Raw genomic sequence first — 25520 nt, 5'->3', positions numbered from 1 at the left:
GTGCCCGGCCGGCCCGCATGCCCGCCCCGTACCCGAGGAGCCGACGTGACGGTCCTGTCGACACCCCCCGAGCGGCCCTCGGCCGCGGCCCGGACGAACCTGGCCAAGGAGCCGGCCGTGACGGTCGCCCCGGGTGCCGCGCCCGGCCACGGGAGTGCGCCGCCGGCGACCACCCTCGGCGCCGCCGCCCTGCCGCCGGCGGCCGCGGCCGCCCCCGGCACCGGGGGCGCCGACGGGACCGCCGGCGCGCGGCTGGTCGTACCCGGTGCCGCGCTGACCGTGCTGGCCGCCCTGCTGCTCGGGTTCGCCGCCAACCTCACCGTCGTCGGCCACCTCAAGCACGCCCGCGAGCAGCGCATCGGGTACGCCGACCTGCGCGGCGAACTCGCCCTCGGCACCGCCCCCGTGGGCCAGACCGGCCCCGACGGCGCCCTCCTCGCCCCGGGCACCCCGGTGGCCCTGCTGCGGATCCCCGCCCTCGAGCTGCGCGAGGTGGTGTTCGAGGGCACCACCGGCGGGGTGCTGGTCGGCGGCCCCGGTCACCGCCGCGACACGGTGCTGCCCGGCCAGGCCGGCACCAGCGTGCTGATGGGCCGCCAATGGGGGTACGGCAGCCCCTTCCACGACCTCGAACTCCTCAAGCCCGGCCTGGAGGTCCAGGTCACCACGGGCCAGGGCGTCCACCGCTACCGCGTGACCGGCGTCCGCCGGGCCGGCGACCCGGTACCCGCCCCGCTCGCCGAAGGCCGGGGCCGCCTGACCCTCGTGACCGCGACCGGGTCCCCGTACACGCCCTCCGGCGTCCTGCGGGTCGACGCCGAGCTGCTCACCCCCGTCCAGCCGGCCCCGGCCCGGGCGCTGCCGCCCGGCTCGGCCACGGCCGCCGAACGGCCGCTGGGCAGTGACGACTCGGCCTGGCTGCCCCTGGTGCTGTGGAGCCAGCTGCTGCTGGCCGGTGCGGCCGGGGTGGTCTGGGCACGCCGCAGGTGGGGCCGGGCCCAGGCCTGGGTCACCGGTGTCCCGGTGCTGACCGCGGTGGGCATCGGCGTCAGCGAGGCGGCCGCGCGACTGCTGCCGAACCTCCTCTAGATCCACCCCGGGCGTACCGACCGCCCCGGCGCCGCCCGACCCCCTACACCGGAAGTGAGCCGAGCCGATGACCCTCCCCGCCCAGAGCGCCGAAGCCGCCCAGCCCGCGGTGCCGGAGGCGCCGACCGCCGAACTGCCCGTGGTCCCCGCCGCCGGCGCGCCGACGGCGGTACTGCCTGCCGTGCCCCCGGCCGCCCGACCGGGTGCGGCCCCCGCGGCCCTGGAGGCGCGCGACGTCTCCGCCTGGTTCGGGGAGCACCAGGTGCTGCGCCAGGTCTCGCTGACCATGCCCGCCCGCCGGGTCACCGCGCTGATCGGCCCCTCCGGCTGCGGCAAGTCGACGTTCCTGCGGATCCTCAACCGCATGCACGAGCTGACCGGTTCCGCCTCGCTGGCCGGCGCGGTCCTCCTCGACGGCGAGGACATCTACGACCGGGGCCGGCGCATCACCCGGGCGCGGCGCGAGATCGGCATGGTCTTCCAGAAGCCGAACCCCTTCCCGGCCATGTCCATCTACGACAACGTGCTCGCCGGCCTGAAGATGAACGGAATCCGTGCCGGGCGGGCCGAGAAGGACGCCCTGGTCGAGGAGTGCCTCACCAAGGCCGGCCTGTGGAAGGAGGTCCGGGACCGGCTCCGCCAGCCCGGCGGCGCCCTCTCCGGCGGCCAGCAGCAGCGCCTGTGCATCGCCCGGTCGCTGGCCGTCCGGCCCCGGGTGCTGCTGATGGACGAGCCCTGCTCGGCCCTCGACCCCACCTCGACGCGGCGGATCGAGCAGACCATCGGCGAGCTCTCCGCCGAGGTGACCATCGTGATCGTCACCCACAACATGCAGCAGGCCGCCCGGGTCTCGGACCAGTGCGCCTTCTTCCTGGCCGAGCAGGGCACCCCGGGCGGGATCGTCGAGCACGGCCCGACCGAGGCGATGTTCGAGCGCCCCCAGGACCCGCGGACCGCGGACTACGTCAACGGCCGCTTCGGATAGCGGACCCGCACGGGCCCCACAGGACTTCTCCCCGGAGGCCCCGGCCTCCCGGGCGGGGAGGTCTCACAGCGGCACCACGTCGAGCAGCGGCGGCGCCACCGCCCAGGGCAGGGGAGCGTCCTCGGCCGCGAGCGCGGCGGCGATGCGCAGGGCGCCCAGCAGCGGCGGCCCGTCCGCCGGGTGCCAGCGGGCGCCGGGCAGTGCCGCGCCGGTGCGGCGGCGTACGGAGTCGGCCAGGTCCGGCATTGCGAACAGGCCCCCGGTGAGGGCGAGGTACGGGTCCGCCAGCCCGGTCGCGGCCGCCACCGCGCTGGCCGCGATCTCCTCGGCGGCCCGGTCCACGATCGCGACCGCCGCCGGATCGCCCGCCGCGGCCGCCCGCCCCACCTCGGGTGCGAAGCCCGCCAGCAGCGCCGCCCGGTCCGGGCGCGGCTGGAGCGCGCCGGGCAGGCCGGTCACCGGGCCGAAGCGGTCCACGGCGGCCCCGTGGAGGACCGCGGAGCCGCCCGGCCGCCCGTCGTGGTGGCGCAGTGCGGCCTCCAGGCCCGCCCGGCCGATCCACGCGCCGCCCCCGCAGTCGCCCAGCAACTGTCCCCAGCCGTCGGCCCGGTGCCAGCCCGTCCCCGGACGGCAGCCGAGGGCGACCAGGCCGGTGCCGCCCGCGACGGTCACCCCGGCACGGGTGCCGAGCGCCCCCGCGTACGCGGTGACGGCGTCGCTCGCCAGGGCGAGCCGCCGGGCGCCCGTGGTCCGGGCCAGCGGCCCGGGCAGTCGGGCGGCGAGGTCGCGGCCCAGCAGCGCCATGCCGGTGGCGCCCACCGCCACGGCGACCACGGCGGGGCCGCCCGCCCGGGCCAACAGCCCCTCGAGGGCGGGCAGGACGGCGGCCAGCAGGCCGCCGGCATCGTGCCCGGCCGCCGTGACGCGTGCCGGGGCGGCGAGCTCCGTGCCGTCGGCCGGTTCCGGGTCGCCGGCCCGCCCGACCCGGGCCAGGGCCACCCGCACGCCGGTGCCGCCGACGTCGATCCCGGCGATCCAGGGCTCCTCGGGCATCGGGTGCGCTCCTTCGCTTTCCAGACAGGTTGGCGGTGTGAGGCCGACCATAGCGCGTACCGCGGACCGTAAATCTTCCTTGTCTACGCGCGATGACCAGAAAATATTCTCGTGCGATGCCCCCAGGGGCGACACCCCCGAAAGATCAACTTTGTTGTTGCGCAGGCAACTTGTGACCACATGTCCTGATCGCAGCCCATCGCTCCCCGTCGTTTTCCGGAGGCCGGTTACTCCCTGGTAGTCATCGCTGTGCCGGGTGCGGAGAGGGGATCGCGCCCGGCACTCTCCGGCCGACCACCGGACCACCGACCATCACCACACCAGGGGGGACACCCATGTCCGAACTCACCCGCCGCCGCGCCCTCGGCGCCACCGCCGGAGCCGTCGCGGCGGCCGCCGTCGGGGCCGGAGTCGCCCGGGCGGCCACCGCCCCCGGCCCGACCGACCCGACCGGTCGCGCGGCCCACAACGGCCACGGCGGCCACACCGGCCACGGCTCGCTGCCCGCCTTCGACGAGGTCTACCAGGGCCGCCGCATCCAGGGCGCCCCCGCGACCGGCGGCCACCACGCCGAGCACGGCGCCGGCTACGCCGTCCGCATCGACGGCCGTGAGCTGCACATCATGCGCAACGCCGACGGCACGTGGATCTCCGTCGTCAACCACTACGAGACGTACGCGGACCCGCGTGCGCTGGCCCGTGCGGCCGTGGTCGAGCTCCAGGGCGCCCAGCTCGTCCCCATGGTCTGACGGGCTCCGGGCTCCGGGCTCCGGGCTCCGGGCTCCGGGCTCCGGACCCGGGCCCCCCGACCCAGCCGGCCACCGCCCCGCGGCCCGGCACCCGCACGCACCGGCCGTACGACCGGCACCACCCGCACCACGCCGCGACAGGAAGATCCACGTGACCATACGCAAGAACCAGGCCAGCCTGACCGCCGACGAGAAGAAGCGCTTCGTCAACGCGATCCTCGAACTCAAGCGCAACGGCACCTACGACGCCTTCGTCACCACCCACAACGGCTTCATCATGAGCGACACCGACAGCGGCGAGCGCGTCGGCCACCGCTCCCCGTCCTTCCTCCCCTGGCACCGCCGGTTCCTGCTGCAGTTCGAGCAGGCCCTGCAGGCCGTGGACCCCTCCGTGGCCCTCCCGTACTGGGACTGGACCACGGACCGGGACGCCCGCTCCTCCCTGTGGGCCCCCGACTTCCTCGGCGGCACCGGCCGGTCACGCGACGGTCAGGTCATGGACGGCCCGTTCGCCTCCTCCGCGGGCAAGTGGAACATCAACGTCCGCGTGGACGGCCGCGGATACCTGCGCAGGGCCCTCGGCGCCTCCGTGGCCCAGCTGCCCACCCGCGCCGAGGTCGACAGCGTGCTGGCGATGACGACGTACGACATGGCCCCGTGGAACAGCGCCTCCAACGGCTTCCGCAACCACCTCGAGGGCTGGCGCGGCGTCAACCTGCACAACCGCGTGCACGTCTGGGTGGGCGGCCAGATGGCCACCGGCACCTCCCCGAACGACCCGGTGTTCTGGATGCACCACGCCTTCATCGACAAGCTCTGGGCCGAGTGGCAGAAGCGCCACCCGAACTCCCCGTACCTGCCGGCCGCCGGTACCCCGGACGTCGTCGACCTGAACGACACGATGCGCCCCTGGAACGACGTGACCCCGGCGGACATGCTCGACCACACCCGCCACTACACCTTCGACACCGCCTGATCCGCCGCTGCGGCCCCTGACCCGCCGCGGTGGCGCCCGCCGCGCCGTGCCGGCGCCCGACCGCACCGGCCGCCACCTCACCCCCGTCGGTGGCGGCCGGTGCACCCGCGCGGCGGACGGCGCGACCCTCACATCAAGGGGGCCGGTCACCCGCATCTCGGGCCGCCCTTCCGGCAGTTCGTGACGACGGCGGCCGGCCGCGCCTCGAACCGGCCCCGGTGCGTGCGGTTCCCGCCAGCGGGCCGGAAGCGCCCTGGCGCAGCGGCACCCGCGGGCGGTTGACTCCCGGGCCATGAGACGACAGAGGATCACGAGCATGCTGGGCGGGCTCGCGCTGATCGCGGCGGCCGCGCTCGGTGGGGCCGGGGCCGCGGCGGCGGACGGGCCGCCCGCGGAGTTCGGCACCGACTGGCACGACCCGGTCACCGCCGCCCCGCCCGTCGCCCGCCCCGCCGGCCCCTCGTGCCGGGTCACCCTCGCCGCGGCGCAGTTCCGCGACTTCACGCCGTACCAGGGCAGCTACGCCCCGCCCGCCGCCTGCGGGCCGGGCGACTGGAGCACCGTCGTGCTGCGCCTGGACGGGCAGGTCAAGGGCCGCCAGTACGACCGCCTCGGATACCTCACCGTCGGCGGCGTCGAGATCCTGCGCACCTCCACCCCCGAGCCCTCGCCCGACGGCATCACCTGGTCGGTCGAGAAGGACGTCACCCGCTACCGCGACACCCTCCGGCGGCCGCAGCCGGTCGAGATGCTCATCGGCAACGTCGTCGACGACACCTACACCGGCGTCATCGACGTCAAGGTCACCCTGGACTTCTACCCGGCCCGCGCCGGCAGCGGCGGGACCGGCGGCACCGGGCACCGCGCCCCCGCCCGCGGGGTCCCCGACCGGGTGCTCCCGCTCGGCCCCGGCACCGTCACCACGCCCCGCAACACCGAGCGGGTGCTCGCCGAGGTGTACGCCACCGGATCCGGCGGCGGCTGCGAGGAGTTCTGGTACCTCACCGTCCCCGACGCCGCGCCGTACTCCTGCAAGGCGACCGACGGCCCGTACCGCGAGGTCCAGATCTCGGTGGACGGCCGCCTCGCCGGCATCGCCGCGCCCTTCCCGCACGTGTGGACCGGCGGCTGGTCCAACCCCTTCCTCTGGTACGTCGTACCGGCGCCGCGCGCCTTCGACGTCCAGCCCGTCGTCTACGACCTGACCCCGTTCGCCGCCCTCCTGAACGACGGCCGCCCGCACACCGTCTCCGTCTCCGTCACCGGCGTGCCCGCCGGCCAGTCGGGCTGGAGCACCCCCGCCAACCTGCTGCTGTGGCAGGACGAGGGCCGGCGGGTGGTCACCGGCGCCCTGACCCGCGCCGAGGCGGGCCCGCTCACCGGCTCCTCCGTGCACACCCCCGGCACCCCGCACCGCCTCGACACCCGCGGCGGCCACCGCCTCACCACCTCCGGCTACCTGGACACCTCGCACGGCCGCGTCACCACCACGGTCACCAGGACCCTCGCCCACACCTCCGTGCACCGCTGGACCGAGGACGAGAACCAGGACGCCCTCACCGCGAGCTGGACCGACCGGGAGAGCGTCACCACGGGGCGCACCACCACGCGCACGGACCGCACCTACACCCTCGACGGCGCCGTCACCCTCGGCGCGGACGGCCGGCTGCGCACCGTGATCACCATGGCGGACCGCGCCGTCGGCACGGTGCTGCGGGACGGCCGCCGACTGTCGTGGTCGCGCCTGGACGACCGGTACACGGGTGACGCGTCGTACACCTCCGGCGTTCCCCGCGACCAGCGGCACGCCGTCGGCACCAGCACCGAGCGCTACCGCCTCACCGGTGCGACGGGCTGCTACGACCGTGAGATCGGCACCGAGCAGGGCGTGCTGACGGTGGACCGGCACAACTGCTGACCCCTGCGCAGAACCGTTGCGGCACCCCCTCCGTCCCAGAACAGTGAAGGAAGTGACGGAGGGGGAGCGCGCACGATGTGGCAGGGCATGTCGACGGACCCACTGCCGGCGACGGACCGGTTCGAGTGGTTCACGGACCTGGTCGCACGGGAGTTGATACCCGTGGGCCTGCGCAGCCAGGAGCCGGTCGCCTTCCAGGCCGAGGCCGCCGCCCTCGACCTGGGCGCCGTACGCGTGTCGCGGTTCTCGCACACCGCCCTGGTCTCGCGCCGCACCCCCGCCCACATCCGGCGCGGCGACCCCGAGCAGTACCAGCTGGCCCTGGTCCGTCGGAACCCCATGTGGATCAACCAGAACCGGGGCGAGTCGGGGCTGCTCGACGGCGACCTCGTGCTCTGGGACACCTCCCGTCCCCAGGAGGCCGGCGCGATGGAGGGCGCCCGCCGGTCGTACTCGATCATCCTGCAGATGCCGCGCACCGCCCTGCCGCTGCCCGGCGACAAGGTGGACCGACTGCTGGCGCACCGGATCTCCGGCCGCCACGGCATGGGCGCGCTGCTGGCGGACTTCATGAACTCCCTGACCCGGCACGCCCCCGACTGCGGCCCGGCCGAGCTGGGCCGGCTCGGCACGGTCGCCGTGGACCTCGCCGCCGCCTGCCTCGCCCAGCAACTGGACGCGGCCGACGAGCTGCCCCCCGAGACCCGCAACCGGGCCCTGCTCAAGCGGATCGACTCCTTCATCGACCACCACCTCGCCGACCCCGACCTCGACCCCGCGGCCATCGCGGCCCGCCACAACATCTCCGTCCGGACCCTGCACCAGCTCTTCCGCGACCGGGCCCGGCGCGAGCCCGGCGGCCCCGGCAGCGAGAGCGTGGCGGCCGCCGTGCGCAGCCGCCGGCTGGAGCGCTGCCGCGCCGACCTGGCCCGCCCCGAACTCGCCGACCGCCCCGTGCACGCGATCGCCGCCCACTGGGGCCTGCCCAACGCCGCCGCCTTCAGCCGCTCCTTCCGGGCCGCGTACGGGCAGACGCCCACCGAGTTCCGTGCGCTGAACGGCAAGGAATCCTGCGCGCTGCGCACAGCGTCGGCCCTGCCGCCTTCCTAGTGTGGTGATCACGCCGGACGGACCCCACCGGCCGGTGACCCACGGAGGACGGAGGATCCATGTCAGACCACGCCAGCGCCGAGCGCGCCAGCGGTGGCACGGCCGGCACCGACGGCACCGACGGCGCCGACGGCGCCGAGATCCGCCCCTTCCGCATCGACGTCCCCCAGGACGCGCTCGACGACCTGCGCGAGCGGCTCGCCCGCACCCGGTGGCCGGACGCCGCACCCGACGAGGGCTGGGCGTACGGGGTCCCCCTCGACCACGTCCGGCAGCTCGCCGAGTACTGGGGCCGGGAGTACGACTGGCGGGCCCACGAGGCGCGGCTGAACGCGTTCCCGCAGTTCACCACCGAGATCGACGGCGCCGACGTGCACTTCCTGCACGTCCGCTCGCCCGAGCCGGACGCGCTGCCGCTGGTCCTCACGCACGGCTGGCCCGGCTCCTTCGCGGAGTTCGTCGACATGATCGGCCCGCTCGCCGACCCGCGCGCGCACGGCGGGGACCCCGCGGACGCCTTCCACGTCGTCGTCCCCTCCATCCCCGGCTACACCTTCTCGGGCCCGACCCGCGACCGCGGCTGGAGCTCGCGCCGGGTGGCCGCCGCCTGGGACACCCTGATGCGACGCCTCGGCTACGAGCAGTACGGCGCCCACGGCGGGGACGCCGGCGCGCTGGTCGGCCGGCAGCTCGGCCTGCTCAACCCCAAGGGGCTGGTCGGCACGCACGTCCTGCAGCTCTTCTCCTTCCCCTCCGGTGACCCGGCGGAGATGGCGGGCCTCACCGAGGACGACATGGCGCGCCTCGCGGTCCTCGCGAACTTCCAGGACAAGGCGGGCTTCTCCGCCATCCAGTCCACCCGCCCGCAGACCCTCGCCTACGCCCTGACCGACTCGCCCGCCGGCCAGCTCGCCTGGAACGAGCTCATCATGGGCATGGGGGAGGGCAACGGCCTGACCGCCGACCAGATCCTCACCCACGTCACCCTGTACTGGCTGACCGCCACGGCCGGCTCCGCCGCCCGCCAGTACTACGAGGACGCCCACGACGCCGGTGCCCTCGAGGGCCCCAACACGGCGCCGACGGGCGTGGCCGTCTTCGCGGGGGACTTCCTGTCCATCCGCCCCTTCGCCGAGCGGGACAACACCAACATCGTCCACTGGGCGGAGTACGACCGGGGCGGCCACTTCGCCGCCATGGAGGTGCCGGACGTGCTCACCGAAGACATCCGCACCTTCTTCCGCGCCCTGAGGTGACCTCCCACGAAGGTCGTCCCGAGGTGACCTCCCACGGGGGTGGGGGTCATCCGGGGAACCCGCGGACGCGGATCCGGCCCCGGTCGCCGGATCCGCGTCGCGTCGGACCCGTGACCGCGTACGGCCCGCCCACGGGGGTGCGGGCCGCACGCGGCTCACGCATGCCCGGCCGCCGCCGGGTTCTCGAACTGCGTGCGGTGCAGCTCCGCGTACCGGCCGTCCCGCGCCAGCAGCTCCGCGTGGGTGCCCCGTTCGACGATCCGGCCGTCCTCCACGACGAGGATCAGGTCCGCGGCCCGTACCGTCGACAGCCGGTGCGCGATCACCACCGCCGTGCGCCCTTCCAGGGCCTCCGCGAGCGCCTCCTGCACGGCCGCCTCCGAGGTGGAGTCCAGGTGCGCCGTGGCCTCGTCGAGGATCACCACCCGCTGCCGGGCCAGCAGCAGCCGGGCGATCGTCAGGCGCTGCCGCTCACCGCCCGAGAGCCGGTACCCGCGCTCGCCCACGACCGTGTCGAGCCCTTCGGGCAGCGCGGCCACCAGCCCGTCCAACCGGGACCGGCGCAGCACCTCCCACAGCTCCTCCTCGGTGGCCCCCGGACGGGCCAGCAGCAGGTTCGCCCGGACGGTGTCGTGGAAGAGGTGCCCGTCCTGGGTCACCATGCCGAGCGTGTCGCGGATCGACTCCGCCGTCAGGTCGCGCACGTCCACCCCGCCGATCCGCACGCTGCCCGCGTCGGCGTCGTACAGCCGCGGCAGCAGTTGCGCGATGGTGGACTTGCCGGCCCCCGAGGAGCCCACCAGGGCCACCATGCGGCCGGGTTCGGCACGGAACGAGATCTCGTGCAGCACCTCGGTGCCGCCCCGGCCGTCGAGCACCGCCACCTCCTCCAGCGAGGCCAGGGAGACCTTGTCGGCGGACGGGTAGCCGAAGCTCACGCCGTCGAACTCGACGGAGACCGGTCCCTCCGGGACGGCGCGGGCGTCCGGCCCGTACGCGACGAGCGGCTCCAGGTCCAGCACCTCGAAGACCCGCTCGAAGCTGACCAGCGCGCTCATCACGTCCACCCGGGCCCCGGCGAGCGCGGTCAGCGGGGCGTACAGCCGCGTCAGCAGCAGCGCCAGCGCGACGACCGCGCCGGGCTCCAGGCTGCCGCGCAGCGCGTAGTACCCGCCGAGCCCGTAGACCAGCGCGAGCGCGAGGGCGGAGACCAGGGTGAGCGCGGTGATGAACGCGGACTGCGCCATCGCGGTCCGCACGCCGATGTCGCGCACCCGGCGGGCCCGGTCGGCGAACTCGGCCGACTCCTCGGCGGGCCGGCCGAACAGCTTCACCAGCGTCGCGCCGGGGGCCGAGAACCGCTCGGTCATCCGGGTGCCCATGGCCGCGTTGAGGTCCGCCGCCTCGTGCTGCAGCCGTGCCATCCGCCGGCCCATCCGACGGGCGGGCAGTACGAACACCGGCAGCAGGAGCAGCGCCAGCAGGGTGATCTGCCAGGAGATGCCCAGCATGACCGTGAGGGTGAGGACCAGGGTGACGATGTTGCTCACCACGCCCGAGAGGGTGTTGCTGAAGGCCCGCTGCGCGCCGATCACGTCGTTGTTCAGCCGGCTGACGAGCGCGCCGGTGCGGGTCCGGGTGAAGAAGGCCACCGGCATGCGCTGGACGTGGTCGAAGACGGCCGTGCGCAGGTCGAGGATGAGCCCCTCGCCGAGGTTGGCGGACAGCCAGCGGCCCACCAGGCCCAGCCCGGCCTCCGCCACGGCGATGACGGCGATGAGCACGGCGAGCGCGGTCACGTGACCCGGATCGGACCCGCCGACGATCGCGTCGACCACCCGCCCGGCGAGCACGGGAGTCGCCACCGCGAGGAGCGCGGCCGCCACGCTGATCAGCAGGTACAGGCCGATCCGGCGCCGGTGCGGGCGGGCGAAGGCGCCGATGCGGCGCAGCACGGCGCGGTCGAAGGGCCGCCGCTCGGTCCGCTCGTTCATGGCGCTGTGCAGCGAGCGCCAGGCTGTGGTCTCCATGTCCATGGTCCGACGCTACGGCGCCCACCCGGCCGACGGTATCGGCCGTGCGCCCCGTCGCGGGGCGGCCGGGGTCCTAGGCCGCTGGTCGGTCCCGGGCCGCAGGTCGGTCCTCGGCCGTGGGTCGGTCCTGGACCGCAGGTCGGAGCCCGCCGGCCCGGGAGGGGCCGGCGGGCGCAGGAGCTCCCTCGGGCGGTCTACGGCTTGATCTTGCCGAGGGGGTCGCATTCCTGTTCGTGCTGGGCGGGGATCTCCCCGCAGATGGTGATGGTCTCCCACGTCTCCGTGGGCGACACCGCCAGCATCCGGGTGTACGTGTCGTGCTCCATGCGGATCTCGGCCGTGTCGGAGTTGTCGCGCTTGTCCCGGATGGTGACCCGGTCGCCGATGTTGCCGCCCTCGATGCGGCCCCACACCGCCTGGCAGGCGGGGCTGTAGCGGAGCTGGATGCTCATGCCCCGCAGGAAGGTCCGCCGGACCGTCTTGGCGTCCCACTGGCAGTCCTCGGCCTGCGGTTCCCGACGCCAGCAGGTGTCGCTCTTGCAGCCCGGCTTGGCGGGCGCGCCGGCGTTCGCGACATTCTGGGCGCCGTCGCCCGCGCCGCCCGCTTTGCCGGCGTCGCCCGCGTCGCCACCGGGGGTGTCCGGGGCGTGGGAGGCCGTGGAGCCCCCCTTGGCGGAGTCCTTGCCGGCCTCCTTGCCGGTGCCGCCCAGCGCGAGCACGGTGAACAGGCTGCCCAGCAGGGCGCCGGCCACCACGCACACCACGAGCGGTACGGCCCCCCGCCAGCCGCCCGGCAGCCACCGCGCGAGGCGCGGGGCGGCCGGCGCCGCCGCGGCGCCGGACTCCGGCGCCCCCTGCGCGTCGCCGCCCGGGCCGTGCTCCCCGTCCGCGGACGCCGGGGTCCCGGCCGGCGCGGCGGTCCCCGACGCCGTGGCCGCCGGGGACGCGCCGGGCGTACCGGACGTGGGGGAGGTGGCGGAGGTGGTGGACGGGTCGGCTGCGCCGGTCGTGCCGGCTGCGCCGGTCGTGCCGGATCGCCTGGGCGAAGGCGAGGAGCCGCCCGGTGCGTCCGGAACGCGTGCCGTGGCCGGCGTACCGGACGTCCCCGTCGTCCCCGTTGTCCCCGTCCCCCCGGAGGTCGCTCCGGTGGTCTGCGGAATCGATTCCTCGGATGCGTTCGCCTCGCGTGCCGCGACGAGTTCGAGCAACGCCAGCAGCGGTTCCGGGTCCGCCCCGGCGGCCGTCGCGAACTCCTCGACGGCCACCCGCGTGGGCACCTGCTTCCCGTTGAGGAACCGCTCCCACGACGAGCGGCTGTAGTGCGTCTTGTCCGCGAGCCGGTTGTAACTCAGCTGCGACGCCTCTTTGATGCGCCGCATCTCGGCGAAGAGGTCACCTCTGGAAGCGTCGTCTCCGTCGGCTATCCCTGCTCCCTGCGTCATCAGGTGGCCCCCTTGTGGTTCTCTGCTGTCGCGCGGTCGGCGTTGCGCGCAGCCGAGCCCCAATTATGAGCCAACTTTGAGCGTGCTCATGACGAGGGTCCCCCCGCGGCAGGAGGCCCGGATCAGGCGAGCAGCCGGCTCCAGGTCCGCGCGTCCACCACGCCGTCAGAGGGCAGTCCACGGGCCGTCTGGAAGGCCTTGACCTGCCCCTCGGTACCGGGCCCGAAGAGGCCGTCCACGTCGGCGGGGAAGCCGAGCGTGGTCAGCCGGTTCTGGACGGCCTTGACCGCCGCGCCGGCCCCGCCGCGGGAGACCGGCGCGCACAGCTGGAGCCAGGTCTGGTTGCCCGCCCAGCCGTCGACGGTCGCGGTGACGAACTTCTGGAAGGCGGTCACCGCGGCCTCGGTACCGGGCCCGAAGGCCCCGTCCACGGCGATCGACGCCCCGCGCTGCACCAGCAGGTGCTGCAGGACCCGCACCCGCTCGCCCGAGTCGCCGTTGTGCAGCAGCGGCCACACCGGGGCGGTCGGGTCGCCGCCGACCAGTGCCGCGACGTCGGCGCGCAGCTTGGGCAGCAGGGCGTACAGGCGGTCCCCGGGGCACAGGGTGCTGTTGAAGTCGCGGTGCCCGTAGATCTGGTAGGGGCGCAGCCCGTACTGCCGGCAGATGTACGCGCACAGGCCGACCAGGGCCTCGTACTGCTCGCCCCGCGGCTCCTCGGTCAGGTACGTGCCCTCGTTCTCGATGCCGACGGCGATGGTGTTCTGGCCGGTGCAGTGCGCCGACTCGACCGTCTGGGTTCCGGAGCGCAGCCCCGCGAGGCTGCCGTGCCGGCCCTCGGTGATGTACGCACCGCGGCTGATGGTGAAGTTCTGACCGGTGTCGATCCAGCCCCAGGTGTCCATCTGGTGCGTCTGCATGGCGCGGGCGAGCGCGACGGACCGTTCCTGCGAGTAGTCCGTGACGTTGTCCGTCCCCGTGTGGTGGACGATGATCTTCTGCGGCCCGGTGGCCAGCACCTTGATCGGGCTCTTGGGCGACCGGGCGCCCCACGTGTCGCAGTCGGTGATCTGCGGTTCGTCCGCGGCGGTTCCGGGTGCGCCCGCGGCGCGGGCCGTGCCGGCCGTGCCGGGCAGCCCGACGGCGGTGAGCGCGCCGAGCGCGAGCGCACCGGTGAGGAGGGTGCGGCGGCGCGGGTTGGGGCTCGGGTGCGGGCTCGGGTGTGCGTGCGGGTGCGGGCGGTTCGGCATGGGCGACGTGTGCGACGACATGAGAGGTCCGTTCGGGTCGTGGCGGCGGGGTCGAGAAGGGGCCTGGGCCGGGACCGGACGCGCACCGGCACTGCCGTCTTCCAGGGTCCGGTACGGATGCGTGACGGCGGATCACCCGCTTGATGGCATACGGGTGATCCGCCGTCGCGACCGCTGGCGGATGTCCGGCACCCCCGTGACCGGACAGCCTTCCGACGGTCCTGAACGCTAGAGATCGAACCGGGGCGCCTTCAAGCGCGACAGGGCCCCGGGACGTCCCGTGGTGTCCCACGGGACCTCGTGGGACACCCTGGGACGGCCGCCGGACCGACTCCCGCGGACCGTTCCCACCCCGCCGCGGCACGGCCGCCGACACCGCCGTGGCCGCAGGTCACGCCCGGTGGCGGGGGCCGCGGACGGCGCGCGCATCCGGGACGCCCCCGGGACGCCCGGGACGCCGGGACGCCCGCCCGCGCGCCTAGTGTCGAGACGACGCCCCCCGTACACCCCGCGCTCCGGTGGTGCCGGAGCAGCTCTGCCGCACGGCACGGCGGGCACAGCAAGATGAGCAAGGATCCGTCATGCCCCCACCCCGCCGCCGCCGTTCCGCCGTCCACGCCCTCGCGCTGACCGCCGTGCTGCTGGCGGCCGGCTGCTCGGCGGCTCCGGACGGCGCGGTCCCGTACGCGGCCCCGGCCGCTCCGCCCCCGGCCGCCGCGGACGGGCGCCGCGCGGACCCCCGCTCGCCGGACGGCGGGTGGCCGGACGGCGGGTGGCCGGAGGGGCGGGGGTCGAACGGGTGGGGGTCGGACCCGTGGGGGGCGGAGGGGCTGGGGCCGGATGGTCGGTGGCCGGATTCCCGGGGGCCCTACACGGGTCCGGATCCGGCGGCGAGTGCGGCCGCGGCGGACGGCACCGCCCCCGACACCTCCGGCTGGACGCTGCCCCTGCTGGCGTACCAGCCGACCGACGCCGAGCGCCGCCTCCTCGTACGCGCCGAGCACGCGCTCACGCGCACCTGCATGGCGGACTTCGGCTTCGACTGGCAGCCCCCGGCGGACCTGCCGGTCGTCGGGCCGCGCAACGTCATGGACTGGCGGTACGGCAGCCACGACGCCGGGCTCGCCGCCACCCGGGGCTTCCAGCCGGACGCCGCCGAGCAGGCGCGCTACGTGGCGGCCCTGCGCGCCGAGGACGCCCGACCCCCGCTCGCACCGGAGGCCCGGATCGCCCTCGACGGCGTGGACGCGGCTGGTGGGGTGGGGGATGGGGACGGGGACGTTCCCGTGTCCGGGACTGGTGCTGGGTCAGGGATCGGTGCTGGTGCTGGTGCTGGTGCTGGTGCTGGTGCTGGTGCTGGTGCTGGTGTTGGCGCTGGTGCGGCCGGCGCCGTGGTCCCGGCCGGGCGCCTGCGCGGCATGCCGGTCCCCGTCGGCGGCTGTCGCGGTGAGGCCCGGGTCCGGCTCGGCACCAGCACGTACGGGAGCTCCGCGCTGGTCTCCGAACTCCTCGCCCGCTCCTTGCGCGAGGCGGCCGACACACCGGCGGTGCGGGCCGTCTTCGCCCGCTGGTCGGCCTGCATGCGGGCCGCGGGCCATGCCTACCCCGACCCACTGGCGCTCCGCGAGGACCCGGCCCTCTTCGGTGCCGGGGCGGCCGGCGGGGGCGGCGTGCACGTGGTCACCGGGCGGGAGATCGCGACCGCCCTGGCCGACATCCGGTGCCGGGGTGCCCTGCGGGTCGCCGAGCTCTGGCACGCGGCCGAACGCCCGGTGCAGCAGCGCTTCATCGCCGCGGGCGGGGCCCACCTTGCGGCCGAGCGCCGGGCCCTCGACGACGCCCTGCGCACCGCCCGGGCGGTGGACGCCCGCCCACGCACGTACGTGGCGGCCGGGGCGGCACCGGGACGACTGCTTCCGGCCTCCGCGGAATGATCGGGACGGGTCGCGGCGCGGGCATCGTGTCCGCGCCGGACGGCTGCTAGCTTCGAAGATCCGGTCGGATCTGACAAAGGCGGTTGTACTGTGACGCACCACGTACGAGGTGTCATCGCGCGGTCCAAGGGCGCACCGGTGGAGGTCACCACGATCGTGGTCCCCGACCCCGGCCCCGGAGAGGCCCTGGTCAAGGTTCAGGCGTGCGGTGTGTGCCACACCGACCTGCACTACCGCGAGGGCGGCATCAACGACGAGTTCCCCTTCCTCCTCGGCCACGAGGCCGCGGGTGTCGTCGAGGCCGTCGGCCCCGACGTCACCTCCGTCGCCCCCGGCGACTTCGTCGTCCTGAACTGGCGGGCGGTGTGCGGCAACTGCCGGGCGTGCAAGCGCGGCCGCCCCTGGTACTGCTTCGCCACCCACAACGCGACCCAGCCCATGACCCTCGAGGACGGCACCCCGCTCTCCCCGGCCCTCGGCATCGGCGCCTTCGCCGAGAAGACCCTGGTGGCCGCCGGACAGTGCACCAAGGTCGACCCGGCCGCCTCTCCTGCCGCCGCCGGCCTGCTGGGCTGCGGGGTCATGGCCGGCCTCGGCGCCGCCCTCAACACCGGCGGCGTGGGCCGCGGCGACTCGGTCGCCGTCATCGGCTGCGGCGGCGTGGGCAACGCGGCCGTCGCCGGCGCCCGCCTCGCCGGCGCGGCGAAGATCATCGCGGTGGACCTCGACGACCGCAAGCTCGAGCTCGCCCGCGGTCTGGGTGCCACCCACACGGTCAACGGCGGCTCCGAGGACGTCGTCAAGGCCGTTCAGGCCCTCACCGACGGCTTCGGCGCCGACGTCGTCATCGACGCGGTCGGCCGCCCCGAGACCTACCGGCAGGCGTTCTACGCCCGCGACCTGGCCGGCACGGTCGTGCTGGTCGGCGTACCCACCCCGGAGATGCGGCTCGAGCTGCCCCTGCTCGACGTCTTCGGGCGCGGCGGCGCGCTCAAGTCCTCGTGGTACGGCGACTGCCTGCCCGAGCGGGACTTCCCGGTCCTCGTCGACCTCTACCTCCAGGGGCGCCTCGACCTCGACGCGTTCGTCTCCGAGACCATCGCCGTCGACGGGGTCGAGGAGGCCTTCGCGCGGATGGAGCGTGGGGAAGTGCTGCGTTCCGTGGTGCTGTTCTGAGCTCCTGAGTTCGGGGGGCGGAGCTCGGGGGTTCGGGGCTCGTGGGCTTCGGAGCCCCTGAGCTCGGCGCTTCTGAGCTTCTGAGTTTCTGAGCTTCGGGGCTGCCCTTCCGTTCTGCCCCTCGTGACGGTCGATCTGGTTGTGCCGGTCGGTCGTCCGGCCTCTTGTTGCTTCCTTCTCCTTCGTACGGGGTGCCGGGTCGCCTCCCTCCCTCCCTCCCTCCCTCCGGCACCCCGGCCCGAGTACCGTCGCCGAAAGAGCCCCCTCATGACCAGCAGTTACCGCCAGCCCGGCGTCGTCCTGACCGACCACCACTTCACCGTGCCGCTCGACCACGACGACCCGGGCGGGGAGACGATCGAGCTGTTCGCCCGCGAGGTGACCGCCTCCGGGACGGACCCCGCCGGGCTGCCGTGGCTGCTGTACCTGGAGGGCGGCCCGGGCTTCGGGGCCCGCCGGTTCACCGGTCGCCAGGCCTGGATCGGCCGGGCCGTCCAGGAGTACCGGGTGCTGCTCCTGGACCAGCGCGGCACCGGGCGTTCGACGCCCGCCAACCGCCAGACCCTGCCGCGGCGCGGAACCCCGGCGCAACAGGCCGAGTACCTCAGCCACTTCCGCGCCGATTCCATCGTCCGTGACTGCGAAGCCGTCCGCCCGCGGTTGACCGGCGGCGCTCCCTGGACGGTCCTCGGCCAGAGCTTCGGCGGCTTCTGCGCCACCCACTACCTCTCCAGCGCCCCCGAGGGTCTGGAGGCCGTCCTCATCACCGGCGGCCTGCCCTCCCTGGACGCCACTGCCGACGAGGTCTACCGCGCCGCCTATCCCCGGATCGGGCGCAAGAACCTCGACCACTACGCCCGTTACCCCATGGACGTCGCACGGGCCCGGCGCGTCCACGAGTACCTCTACGAACACGGCCCGACCCTGCGCGGCGGGCGCCGGCTCACCCCCGAGGCCTTCCAGTCGCTGGGCCTCATGCTGGGTGCCGGCGACGGCAGCCACCAGCTGCACTACCTGCTGGAGGGGGCCTTCGTGCGCACCTCCGGAGGGTACGAACCGTCGGACGCGTTCCTCGAGGGCGTCGAGGCCGCCCTGTCGTTCGCCGGCCACCCCTTGTACGCCCTGCTGCACGAGGCGATCTACGCCCAGGACCCGGCCCGGGCCACCGGCTGGGCGGCCGAACGGGTGCGCGCGGAGTTTCCCGAGTTCGACGCGGCCAAGGCGCTGGCCGGGGACGGGCCGGTGCTGTTCACCGGGGAGACCGTGCACCCCTGGCACTTCGCGTCCGACCCGGCGCTCGCCCCGCTGCGCGAGACCGCCCAGCTGCTGGCCGAGCGCACCGGTTGGCGGCCCCTCTACGACCGGTCGCGGCTGGCGGCCAACGAGGTCCCGGTCGCCGCGGCCGTCTACCACGACGACATGTACGTCGACACCGCCCACTCCCTGGACACCGCCCGCGCCGTCCGCGGCCTGCGCACCTGGGTCACGGACGAGTACGAGCACGACGGCCTCCGCGCCGGCGGGCCCGTGGTCCTGGACCGGCTGCTGGGGTTGGTGCGGGGGGAGGTCTGAGGGGGAGGGCGGGGGCTTCGGGCGGCTCGCTTCGGGGGTGGGTCCCGTGGTGTGTGGGTCCCCTCGGCGCTTGACAGGGGTGGCCTGCAGGCCCTGCGGCAGGCCCACCCCGAGGGCTTCGGGGCTTCGCCCGGGGCCTGCGGCCCCCCTCGGCCCGGGCCTGCCTCCGGTCCAGCCTGCCACCCCTGTCAAGCGCCTTCCCCACACACCACGGGACCCACCGGCACCGCCAAGGAGTCGGTGACCGGGGTCGGGCGGTAGGTGACTCCGACGCCTCCACGAGCGCAAGGCCTAACACGTCCTGGCATCTTGAAGCGGTCGGGAGATCCGTTCAGCCGATGGTGAAGCGCTGGTTCTGGGCGCCTCGGTCGCAGCGGGCAGTGCGGTAGTAGCCGTTGTCCTGCTGGTAGAGGCAGCGGCCCGTGCCGACGCTCTGGAGCATGATGGCGCTGCGGGCGGCGGGCTGGACGGTGCGCCACTTCTGGTATGAGCCGCCGTTGCAGCGCAGGGGGTAGACGTCGCCCCGGTCATTGCTGTCGAGGCAGCGGCCCCAGAAGTTGTTCTTAAGAGTGGTGCTGGTGTTGAGGCGGCCGTTCCACTGCCACAGGAGGCTGCCGCGTCCGGTGCTGCAGCGGTCGCCCTTGAGGCCGGTTTCGGAGGTCTCGCGCAGGCACTCACCGTAGCGGTAGTTCGCGAAGCGGCTGGTGGCGGTGGCAGCCGAGGCGGGTGTGGGGGTGAGGAGGGGGAGGGCGAGGCCGGCTGCGGCGACGAGGGCGGCGAAGGCTTTCCGGGTCGGGCGGCGCACTGGGGGTCTCCTTACAGTGGTTTGCAGGGGTACCTCGACAGGATCCCCGAACAGCACCGCCTACGCCTGAAGAATGCGGAAGACCCGCTGACGACTCCTGAAGGTCCGAGAGGAGGCGCTACGTCGAAGCTGCCACTCATGCCACAGAACGTATCGGAAGCCCGAGCCGCATCGCCAAGAGAGAGTCAGGCCGCCGGAGAGCGCCGGCCTCCGGGGCCAGTCCGTAATTTGGCAGCTCGCCAGAGCGGCCCAGTATGGATCCGACGAACGCGATGCCTCGACGACACGACCAAGATCGTGTTACGAGCTCTAGGGCTCGACGAACGGGCGGGTCAGGTGCGGGGTGCCCAGGAGGGCGCCGCGGCGGCGGGCCCGGGCCAGGAGCTCCTCGCGGGAGCGGCGGGCGAGGGTGGGGTCGACCTCGTGGACGTACGGGACGCCGGGGCTGACCAGTTGGACGGCGTGGACCAGCAGGTCGCCCGTCAGGACCAGTTCCCGTTCGCCACCGCCGACGACCACCGACTGGTGGCCCGGCGTGTGGCCGGGGGTGGGGACGAGGGTGACGTGGCGGCCGATCCGGTGTTCGCCCTCGACCTCCCGCAGGACGCCGGCCCGGCGCAGCGGATCGACGACGCGGACGGCGGCCGGGGCGTCGGGGGCCAGCGGGGCGGTCTCGGCGCGCTGGAGGACGTACTCGGCCTCGGTGAACCAGGGGGCCCCGTCCGGGCCCACCGCCCAGCCCACGTGGTCGCCGTGGAGGTGCGTCAGCACCACCGTGTCGACGTCGGTCGGGGAGATCGCGGCCTCCGCGAGGAGCTCGGGCAGGCGTCCCGGGACGGGCGCCCAGTCGGCCGCGGGCGCGTCCGCCGGGCCGACGCCGGCGTCCACCAGGGTCACGCGGCCGCCGGGGCGGACGACCGCGAAGCAGCGGAACTCCAGGAGCCAGGAGTCCGCCGGGCCGAAGGCCTCCGGGTCGGCCGCGCGCGCCAGCGCCCAGTCCGCCTCCGTGGCCTCCGGGAAGGCCTTCCGCGCCGTGTCGAAGAACGTCCCCGCGGCATCGGCCAGTGCCACCACCCGCGGCGCGCCCTGCCGTGCGGCCGTCTCCGCCCGCGTGCGTGAACCCGTCATCGCGCAACCCCCGTCGCTCGGCCGGCCACCGCGTGCCGGCGGCCGGTGCGGCGCACCGGTGCGCGCGGACCTGAGTCAACGCCGGCCCCGGTGCGCCCGTTTCGCCTATTGTGCCGATCATGACGGAGCAGCTGAAGCCCATGCCCACCGACTGGACCCGCGCCCTGGCGGTCGTGGCCCACCCCGACGACCTCGAGTACGGCTGTGCGGCCGCCATCGCCGACTGGACCGACGGCGGCCGCGAGGTGGTCTACGTCCTCGCCACCCGTGGTGAGGCCGGCATCGACACCCTCGAGCCCGCCGCCTGCGGCCCGCTGCGCGAGGCCGAGCAGCGGGCCAGCGCCGCGGTGGTCGGCGTCCGCACGGTCGAGTTCCTCGACCACCGCGACGGCGTCATCGAGTACGGTCCGGACCTGCGCCGCGACATCGCCGCGGCGATCCGCCGGCACCGGCCCGAGCTCGTGATCACACTCAACCACCGTGACACCTGGGGCAGCGGGCCCGGTGCGTTCTGGAACACGCCCGACCACCAGGCCGTCGGCCGGGCGGTCCTCGACGCGGCCGGCGACGCCGGCAACCGCTGGATCTTCCCCGAGCTGACCGAGCAGGGACTCGAGCCGTGGAGCGGCGTCCGCTGGGTCGCCGTGGCGGGCTCCTCCTCGCCCACCCACGCCGCCGACGCCGGCCCCGGCCTGGAGCGTTCGGTACGGTCGCTCCTCGAGCACCGCGCGTACATCGAGGCGCTCACCGACGAGCACCCGGAGACGTACTGCCGGAACTTCCTGACCGGCAACGCGCAGGCTCTGTCGGAGCGCTTCGGCGGCCGCCCCGCCGTCTCGTTCGAACTCTTCGGCCGCTGACCGGTTCAGTTCCCGCGCACCGCCCTCTAACCTGACGATCCGTCACGTCAGTGGATGGGGGAGGGGAACGGCCGTGATCGACACGACCGGCACGGACATCGCCGAGGGTGAGGAGCGCATCCGCCTGGAGGTCGCCGACGGCCTCGCGGTCCTCACCCTCTGCCGCCCCGAGAAGCTCAACGGCTGGAGCTGGGAGTCCACCCGCCAGCTCGGGCTGCTCGCCGACCGCATCCGCTTCGACGAGTCGGTCCGCGCGGTCCTGCTGCGTGCCGAGGGCCGGGCCTTCTGCGCGGGCATCGACGTCACCGCGCCCGGCGGCGCGATCACCGGCGACTCGGCCGCCGCCCGGACCCGCAACTACTACGAGGGCATCCGCTGGGTGCACGAGCGCTTCGCCGTGCTCGCCCGGCTGCCGCAGCCGGTGGTCGCCGCCGTGCAGGGCTACTGCCTGGGCTTCGGGTTCGAGCTCGCGCTCATGGCGGACGTCCGGGTGGCCGCCGACGACGCCGTGTTCGCCCTGCCCGAGGCCCGGCTCGGCGTGGCGGTGGACGCGGGCGGCGACCTGCGCGTCGCCCGCGAGGCGGGCGCCGGCTGGGCCAAGTACCTCGCGCTGACCGGCCGCCGCATCGACGCGGCCACCGCGGAGCGCCTCGGCCTCCTCCAGATCGTCGTCCCCGAGGACGAACTGGCGCGCACCGCACGGACGTTGGCGGTCGAGATCGCCGCCAACGCCCCGCTCGCCGTCCAGGCGGTCAAGCGGAACGTCGACGCCTTCGCCGACGCGCAGCTGCCCGCGGCCCTCGAGCGCACGGCCATGAACGCCGCCCTCACCCTGACCTCCGACGACTGCCGCGAGGGCTACACGGCCGGCGCCGCCCGCCGGCCCCCGCACTTCCGCGGCCGCTGATCGACGCCAGGGGCGCGGCCGCCCCGGTCAGCGCGGGGTGAGGAGGCAGAACTCGTTGCCTTCCGGGTCGGCCAGGACCGTCCAGTGGATGGCGGACTGGTCGATACCGGGGTCGGTGGCGCCCAGGGCGCGCAGTCGGTCCGCCTCTGCTGCCAGGTCGTCACCGAGGTAGGGGCTGACGTCGAGGTGGACGCGGTTCCACCCGCTCTTGGTGTCGGGGGTGCGGAGGAACTCCAGGTAGGGGCCGACGCCCTTGGCGGAGCGCATGGTCGCGTGGTCGTCGGTGACCTTGTGCAGCGTCCAGTCGATCGCCTCGCCCCAGAACCGGGCCATCTCCCGTGGGTCGGTGCAGTCGACCACCACCGCGGCGATCGGCCCGGTGTCCCGGTAGATCGGGCGCGGTTCCAGGACGCAGAACTCGTTGCCCTCCGGGTCCGCCATGACCGTCCAGGGGACGTCGCCCTGGCCCACGTCGGCGAGCGTCGCGCCGAGGTCCTTCAGGCGTGCGACGAGCTCCTCGTGATGGGCGGCCGAGGTGGTGGCCAGGTCGAGGTGCACCCGGTTCTTCCCCGTCTTGGGTTCCGGGCGGGCGATGATGTCGACGCAGACGGCCGAGGGGTCGGGGTAGGCGAAACCCACGGGCTCGAGGTTGGTCACGCCGGGCCCTTCGCTGTCGACACCCCAACCGAGTGCCTCCGCCCAGAACCGACCGAGCGCGGAGTCGTCCTGCGCCTTCATGTTGATCTGCACGAGTCGTGTTGCCATGCCGAAGATCATAGAAGCTGCCGCGGGCCCGGGCCGGTCCTGCCGCGACCTGCCGTCCCGGAGGGGTCCCACCGCCTCGAAGGCCGTTTCGCGGGAGTGCTCAGGTGGTGAAGGGGCCGCGGCCCAGCTGGGTGCGGACCGGGACCACGTCGGGGTTGACCAGGGCCCGGCGCTGCCAGTTCGCGCCGTCCACCACGAGGGTGTGGCCCGTGATGAAGCGGGCGTAGGGGGAGGCCAGGAACGTGGCGGCCCAGCCGAGTTCGCGGGGGGCGCCCACGCGCAGCGCGGGCTGGCGGGCGTCCGGGGCCGCGGCCGCGCCCGCGGCGGCGAGGCCCGAGCGGATGTCCGGGGTCATGTCCGGGTGCGGGACGAGGCCCGGGACCAGGCCGTTGACCTGGATGCCGTACGGGCCCCACTCCACGGCGAGCGTCTCGACCAGGCTCTTGACCCCGGCCTTGGCGGCCGCGCTGTGCGCGAAGCCGGGTCCGCCCGTCCAGGCGTACGAGGCGCCGATGTTGACGATCGAGCCGGGCGTGCCGGCTGCGAGGTGGCGGCGGCCGAACTCGCGGCTCGTGAACCAGGTGCCCGTGAGGGTGACGTCCACCACCGCCCGCCAGGCGTTCGGCGACATGTCCTCGGCCGGCACCGGGAAGTTGGCGGCCGCGTTGTTGACCAGCACGTCCGGCCGGCCGGCGGCGGCCTCCGCCGCGTCGAAGACCGCCGCGATCCGCTCCGGGTCGCGGACGTCGCAGACGGCCGCCGTGACCCGGCCGGCGCCGACGGCGGCCAGTTCGTCGCGGGCGGCCGCCAACCGGTCGGCCCGCCGGCCGGCGATGACGAGGTCCGCGCCCAGCCGGGCGAACTCGGCGGCGATCGCCTTGCCGAGCCCCGTGCCACCACCGGTGACCAGGACCACCCGGCCCTCGTAGGTGCCGGGCGGCAGCGCGCTGGCCCCCAGCGGCGGCGGCCCGGGCAGTCCGGTCAGGGCCGGTCCCGCGGTCCCGGCGGCCGGTGTCCTGGCGGCCGGTGTCCCGGCGGCCGGTGTCCCGGCGGCCGGTGACCGGCCGACCGCCCGCCCGGCCGCCGGGGAACCGGCCCCGGGCCGGGCGGGTGTGCCGGGCCCGGTGGCCCGGGCGGGCGGCTCGGCGGCGGGGGCGGGTGGTTCCGCGGCCGGATCCGTGGGCTGCGTACGCTCCATGCGCGCATCGATAGCGCGCCGGGGCTCAGATCACCAGGCCCACGACCGGGGCGTCCGCGTTACGGCAGGTACGCCTGCTTGGTCGCGCACGTCCACACCACGGACTGGCGCACGCCCTTCGCGTCCACCGCGGAGCCGCCGGCCCGGTCGTCGTCCGTGACCGCCTCCGCCGCGCTGGCTCCGCCGGGCGCCAGCCGCGGCAGCGCGCGCACCGGACCGGAGCCCGTCCACAGCTGCGCCTGGTCCGGCAGGGTCGGGTTGTCCGGGTGGTACTTGGCGGTTCCGACGGCCACGTCCGTGGTCCGGCTGATGGCCTCGAACGTGCCGTAGGGGAACGACCCCAGCAGGCCCGGGGAGCCGCCCGGCTCCTCGTAGGGGGCGTCCCACACCATCGGCCGATACTCGTACCAGGGCCCGTGGAACCAGTGGCCGACGACCCGGCCGCTCTCGTCGATGTCCTGGACGTACTGCATGTTGAGGCTGTCGCCGACCGGCCCCAGGGTCTTGGCGGGCCCGCCGTCGGCCGGCCAGACGACCGGGTACCACCGGTCCACCTGCTGGCCCGTCTCGGGGACCTCGTAGTTCTCCTCGGCCGTGCCGAGCACGTCGCCCCGGTTGTTGATCGCCGTCACGTAGGTGACGTGGGCCTCCGGCCTGCTCCCCGGCGGCAGTGCGAGCCGGCGGACCACCACGCCGTCGCGCCAGACCAGGCCCCCCCGGCCGTTGTCCTCGTCCATGACGATGTAGCCGGCGTCGTTGACGTCCATCTCGCGCCAGCCGGCCGACTCGCCCTCGGGCAGGGTGGTCACGGCCGCGTCCCCGATGCGGTAGCTGAACGCGCGCGACGTGGCGGCGGCGTCGTCCCGGTAGGTACCGACCATCAGGCCGCTGCTGTTGACCGCCAGCACCTCGCCCGAGGTGATGCCGGCCGGCAGGGGGACCGCGTGGACGCGGGTCCCCTTCCAGTACACGGGCTTCCACGCGGACTGGCCGACGGCGACGTCGCCGGTGCCGAGGTCCCGGACGCCGTCGTCGTCGTGGTCCCTCGGGTCCGCCGGCCCGAGCGTTCCCAGGACCTTCAGCTGCGGCTTGCAGCCGGCCGTGGCGGCGGCGGGGCCCGCCGCGGATATCAGGCCGGCCACGGCCGCGGCGGCCGCGCAGACGGCAAGGGTCTTCTTCACGTGGTGTCCCCCCATGGATCACGGTGTCGTGTGGGGAACATGATGCACGTCGTCCGGACGTTCAGGGGCGGAACGGGACATACCACTTGGAGATCTTGGCTGGATCGCGGACCTCGGGAGTGGTTCCCCTCAG

The 25520-nt window shown here is 74.8% G+C and carries 21 protein-coding genes; 12 read left to right on the top strand and 9 right to left on the bottom strand.

The features are described from left to right. The first annotated feature begins 45 nt into the window (after positions 1-45). Entirely contained in the window at positions 46-1089 is a 1044-nt protein-coding gene (locus ACIQCH_RS02360; RefSeq protein ID WP_402577043.1) for a sortase, read from the top strand. Between the two features lie 67 nt (positions 1090-1156). Further along, positions 1157-2074 carry a phosphate ABC transporter ATP-binding protein gene (locus tag ACIQCH_RS02355; protein WP_402577041.1) on the top strand — a complete coding sequence of 306 codons (918 nt, stop codon included), beginning with the start codon at positions 1157-1159 and terminating at the stop codon, positions 2072-2074. A 63-nt stretch (positions 2075-2137) separates the two neighbouring features. Here ACIQCH_RS02355 and ACIQCH_RS02350 read toward each other — a convergent pair whose 3' ends face one another. Then, positions 2138-3127 (bottom strand): BadF/BadG/BcrA/BcrD ATPase family protein, encoded by a 990-nt coding sequence (locus ACIQCH_RS02350; protein WP_402577039.1) that lies wholly within the window; start codon positions 3125-3127, stop codon positions 2138-2140. A gap of 335 nt (positions 3128-3462) precedes the next feature. On the opposite strand from ACIQCH_RS02350, the gene ACIQCH_RS02345 reads away from it, so the two are divergent. The 5 genes from ACIQCH_RS02345 (at position 3463) to ACIQCH_RS02325 (ending at position 9136) form a co-directional block, all read left to right on the top strand. Next, positions 3463-3876, top strand: coding sequence for a tyrosinase cofactor (locus ACIQCH_RS02345; protein ID WP_402577037.1), 414 nt, complete (start codon positions 3463-3465; stop codon positions 3874-3876). Positions 3877-4027: 151 nt separating this feature from the next. Continuing rightward, positions 4028-4852 carry a tyrosinase family protein gene (locus tag ACIQCH_RS02340; RefSeq protein ID WP_402577034.1) on the top strand — a complete coding sequence of 275 codons (825 nt, stop codon included), beginning with the start codon at positions 4028-4030 and terminating at the stop codon, positions 4850-4852. Positions 4853-5144: 292 nt separating this feature from the next. Next, complete coding sequence (locus tag ACIQCH_RS02335) at positions 5145-6770, top strand: peptide-N4-asparagine amidase (RefSeq protein ID WP_402577032.1); 1626 nt, start codon at positions 5145-5147, stop codon at positions 6768-6770. An 87-nt stretch (positions 6771-6857) separates the two neighbouring features. After that, complete coding sequence (locus tag ACIQCH_RS02330) at positions 6858-7880, top strand: helix-turn-helix domain-containing protein (RefSeq protein ID WP_402577030.1); 1023 nt, start codon at positions 6858-6860, stop codon at positions 7878-7880. A gap of 140 nt (positions 7881-8020) precedes the next feature. Next, positions 8021-9136, top strand: a complete 1116-nt coding sequence (locus ACIQCH_RS02325; protein WP_402577638.1) for an epoxide hydrolase family protein — start codon at positions 8021-8023, stop codon at positions 9134-9136. A gap of 155 nt (positions 9137-9291) precedes the next feature. Here ACIQCH_RS02325 and ACIQCH_RS02320 read toward each other — a convergent pair whose 3' ends face one another. The 3 genes from ACIQCH_RS02320 to ACIQCH_RS02310 form a co-directional block, all read right to left on the bottom strand. Continuing rightward, positions 9292-11172, bottom strand: coding sequence for an ABC transporter ATP-binding protein (locus tag ACIQCH_RS02320; RefSeq protein WP_402577028.1), 1881 nt, complete (start codon positions 11170-11172; stop codon positions 9292-9294). Between the two features lie 191 nt (positions 11173-11363). Then, entirely contained in the window at positions 11364-12611 is a 1248-nt protein-coding gene (locus tag ACIQCH_RS02315) for a helix-turn-helix domain-containing protein (RefSeq protein ID WP_402577026.1), read from the bottom strand. 122 nt (positions 12612-12733) lie between these two features. Next, positions 12734-13882 carry an N-acetylmuramoyl-L-alanine amidase gene (locus ACIQCH_RS02310; protein ID WP_402577024.1) on the bottom strand — a complete coding sequence of 383 codons (1149 nt, stop codon included), beginning with the start codon at positions 13880-13882 and terminating at the stop codon, positions 12734-12736. A 560-nt stretch (positions 13883-14442) separates the two neighbouring features. Between ACIQCH_RS02310 and ACIQCH_RS02305 the strand changes: the two genes are divergently transcribed. From ACIQCH_RS02305 to ACIQCH_RS02295, 3 genes are all read left to right on the top strand, one after another. Next, positions 14443-15795, top strand: coding sequence for a hypothetical protein (locus ACIQCH_RS02305; RefSeq protein WP_402577022.1), 1353 nt, complete (start codon positions 14443-14445; stop codon positions 15793-15795). A gap of 90 nt (positions 15796-15885) precedes the next feature. Then, positions 15886-16971: an S-(hydroxymethyl)mycothiol dehydrogenase gene (locus tag ACIQCH_RS02300; RefSeq protein WP_402577020.1), complete on the top strand. Its 1086-nt coding sequence runs from the start codon at positions 15886-15888 to the stop codon at positions 16969-16971. A gap of 267 nt (positions 16972-17238) precedes the next feature. Further along, entirely contained in the window at positions 17239-18543 is a 1305-nt protein-coding gene (locus tag ACIQCH_RS02295) for an alpha/beta fold hydrolase (protein ID WP_402577018.1), read from the top strand. 331 nt (positions 18544-18874) lie between these two features. On the opposite strand, the gene ACIQCH_RS02290 is transcribed toward ACIQCH_RS02295, so the two are convergent. Together ACIQCH_RS02290 and ACIQCH_RS02285 are read right to left on the bottom strand one after the other, a co-directional pair. Further along, entirely contained in the window at positions 18875-19348 is a 474-nt protein-coding gene (locus ACIQCH_RS02290; RefSeq protein WP_402577016.1) for an RICIN domain-containing protein, read from the bottom strand. Positions 19349-19657: 309 nt separating this feature from the next. Then, a complete protein-coding gene (locus tag ACIQCH_RS02285) occupies positions 19658-20476 on the bottom strand; it encodes an MBL fold metallo-hydrolase (RefSeq protein ID WP_402577014.1) in 819 nt (272 codons plus the stop codon). A 119-nt stretch (positions 20477-20595) separates the two neighbouring features. On the opposite strand from ACIQCH_RS02285, the gene ACIQCH_RS02280 reads away from it, so the two are divergent. Then, a complete protein-coding gene (locus tag ACIQCH_RS02280) occupies positions 20596-21336 on the top strand; it encodes a PIG-L deacetylase family protein (RefSeq protein WP_402577012.1) in 741 nt (246 codons plus the stop codon). 73 nt (positions 21337-21409) lie between these two features. Further along, positions 21410-22243 carry an enoyl-CoA hydratase/isomerase family protein gene (locus ACIQCH_RS02275; protein WP_402577010.1) on the top strand — a complete coding sequence of 278 codons (834 nt, stop codon included), beginning with the start codon at positions 21410-21412 and terminating at the stop codon, positions 22241-22243. Between the two features lie 27 nt (positions 22244-22270). Here ACIQCH_RS02275 and ACIQCH_RS02270 read toward each other — a convergent pair whose 3' ends face one another. From ACIQCH_RS02270 to ACIQCH_RS02260, 3 genes are all read right to left on the bottom strand, one after another. After that, a complete protein-coding gene (locus tag ACIQCH_RS02270) occupies positions 22271-23008 on the bottom strand; it encodes a VOC family protein (RefSeq protein ID WP_402577008.1) in 738 nt (245 codons plus the stop codon). Between the two features lie 100 nt (positions 23009-23108). Next, positions 23109-24206: an SDR family oxidoreductase gene (locus ACIQCH_RS02265; protein ID WP_402577006.1), complete on the bottom strand. Its 1098-nt coding sequence runs from the start codon at positions 24204-24206 to the stop codon at positions 23109-23111. A 59-nt stretch (positions 24207-24265) separates the two neighbouring features. After that, complete coding sequence (locus ACIQCH_RS02260; protein WP_402577004.1) at positions 24266-25387, bottom strand: hypothetical protein; 1122 nt, start codon at positions 25385-25387, stop codon at positions 24266-24268. Between the last annotated feature and the right edge of the window lie 133 nt (positions 25388-25520).

This window comes from Streptomyces sp. NPDC093225 (assembly GCF_044753805.1).
Lineage (GTDB): Bacteria > Actinomycetota > Actinomycetes > Streptomycetales > Streptomycetaceae > Streptomyces.
The sequence above is the reverse complement of the archived record's forward strand: the minus strand, read 5'-3'. Positions and strand labels throughout refer to the sequence as shown.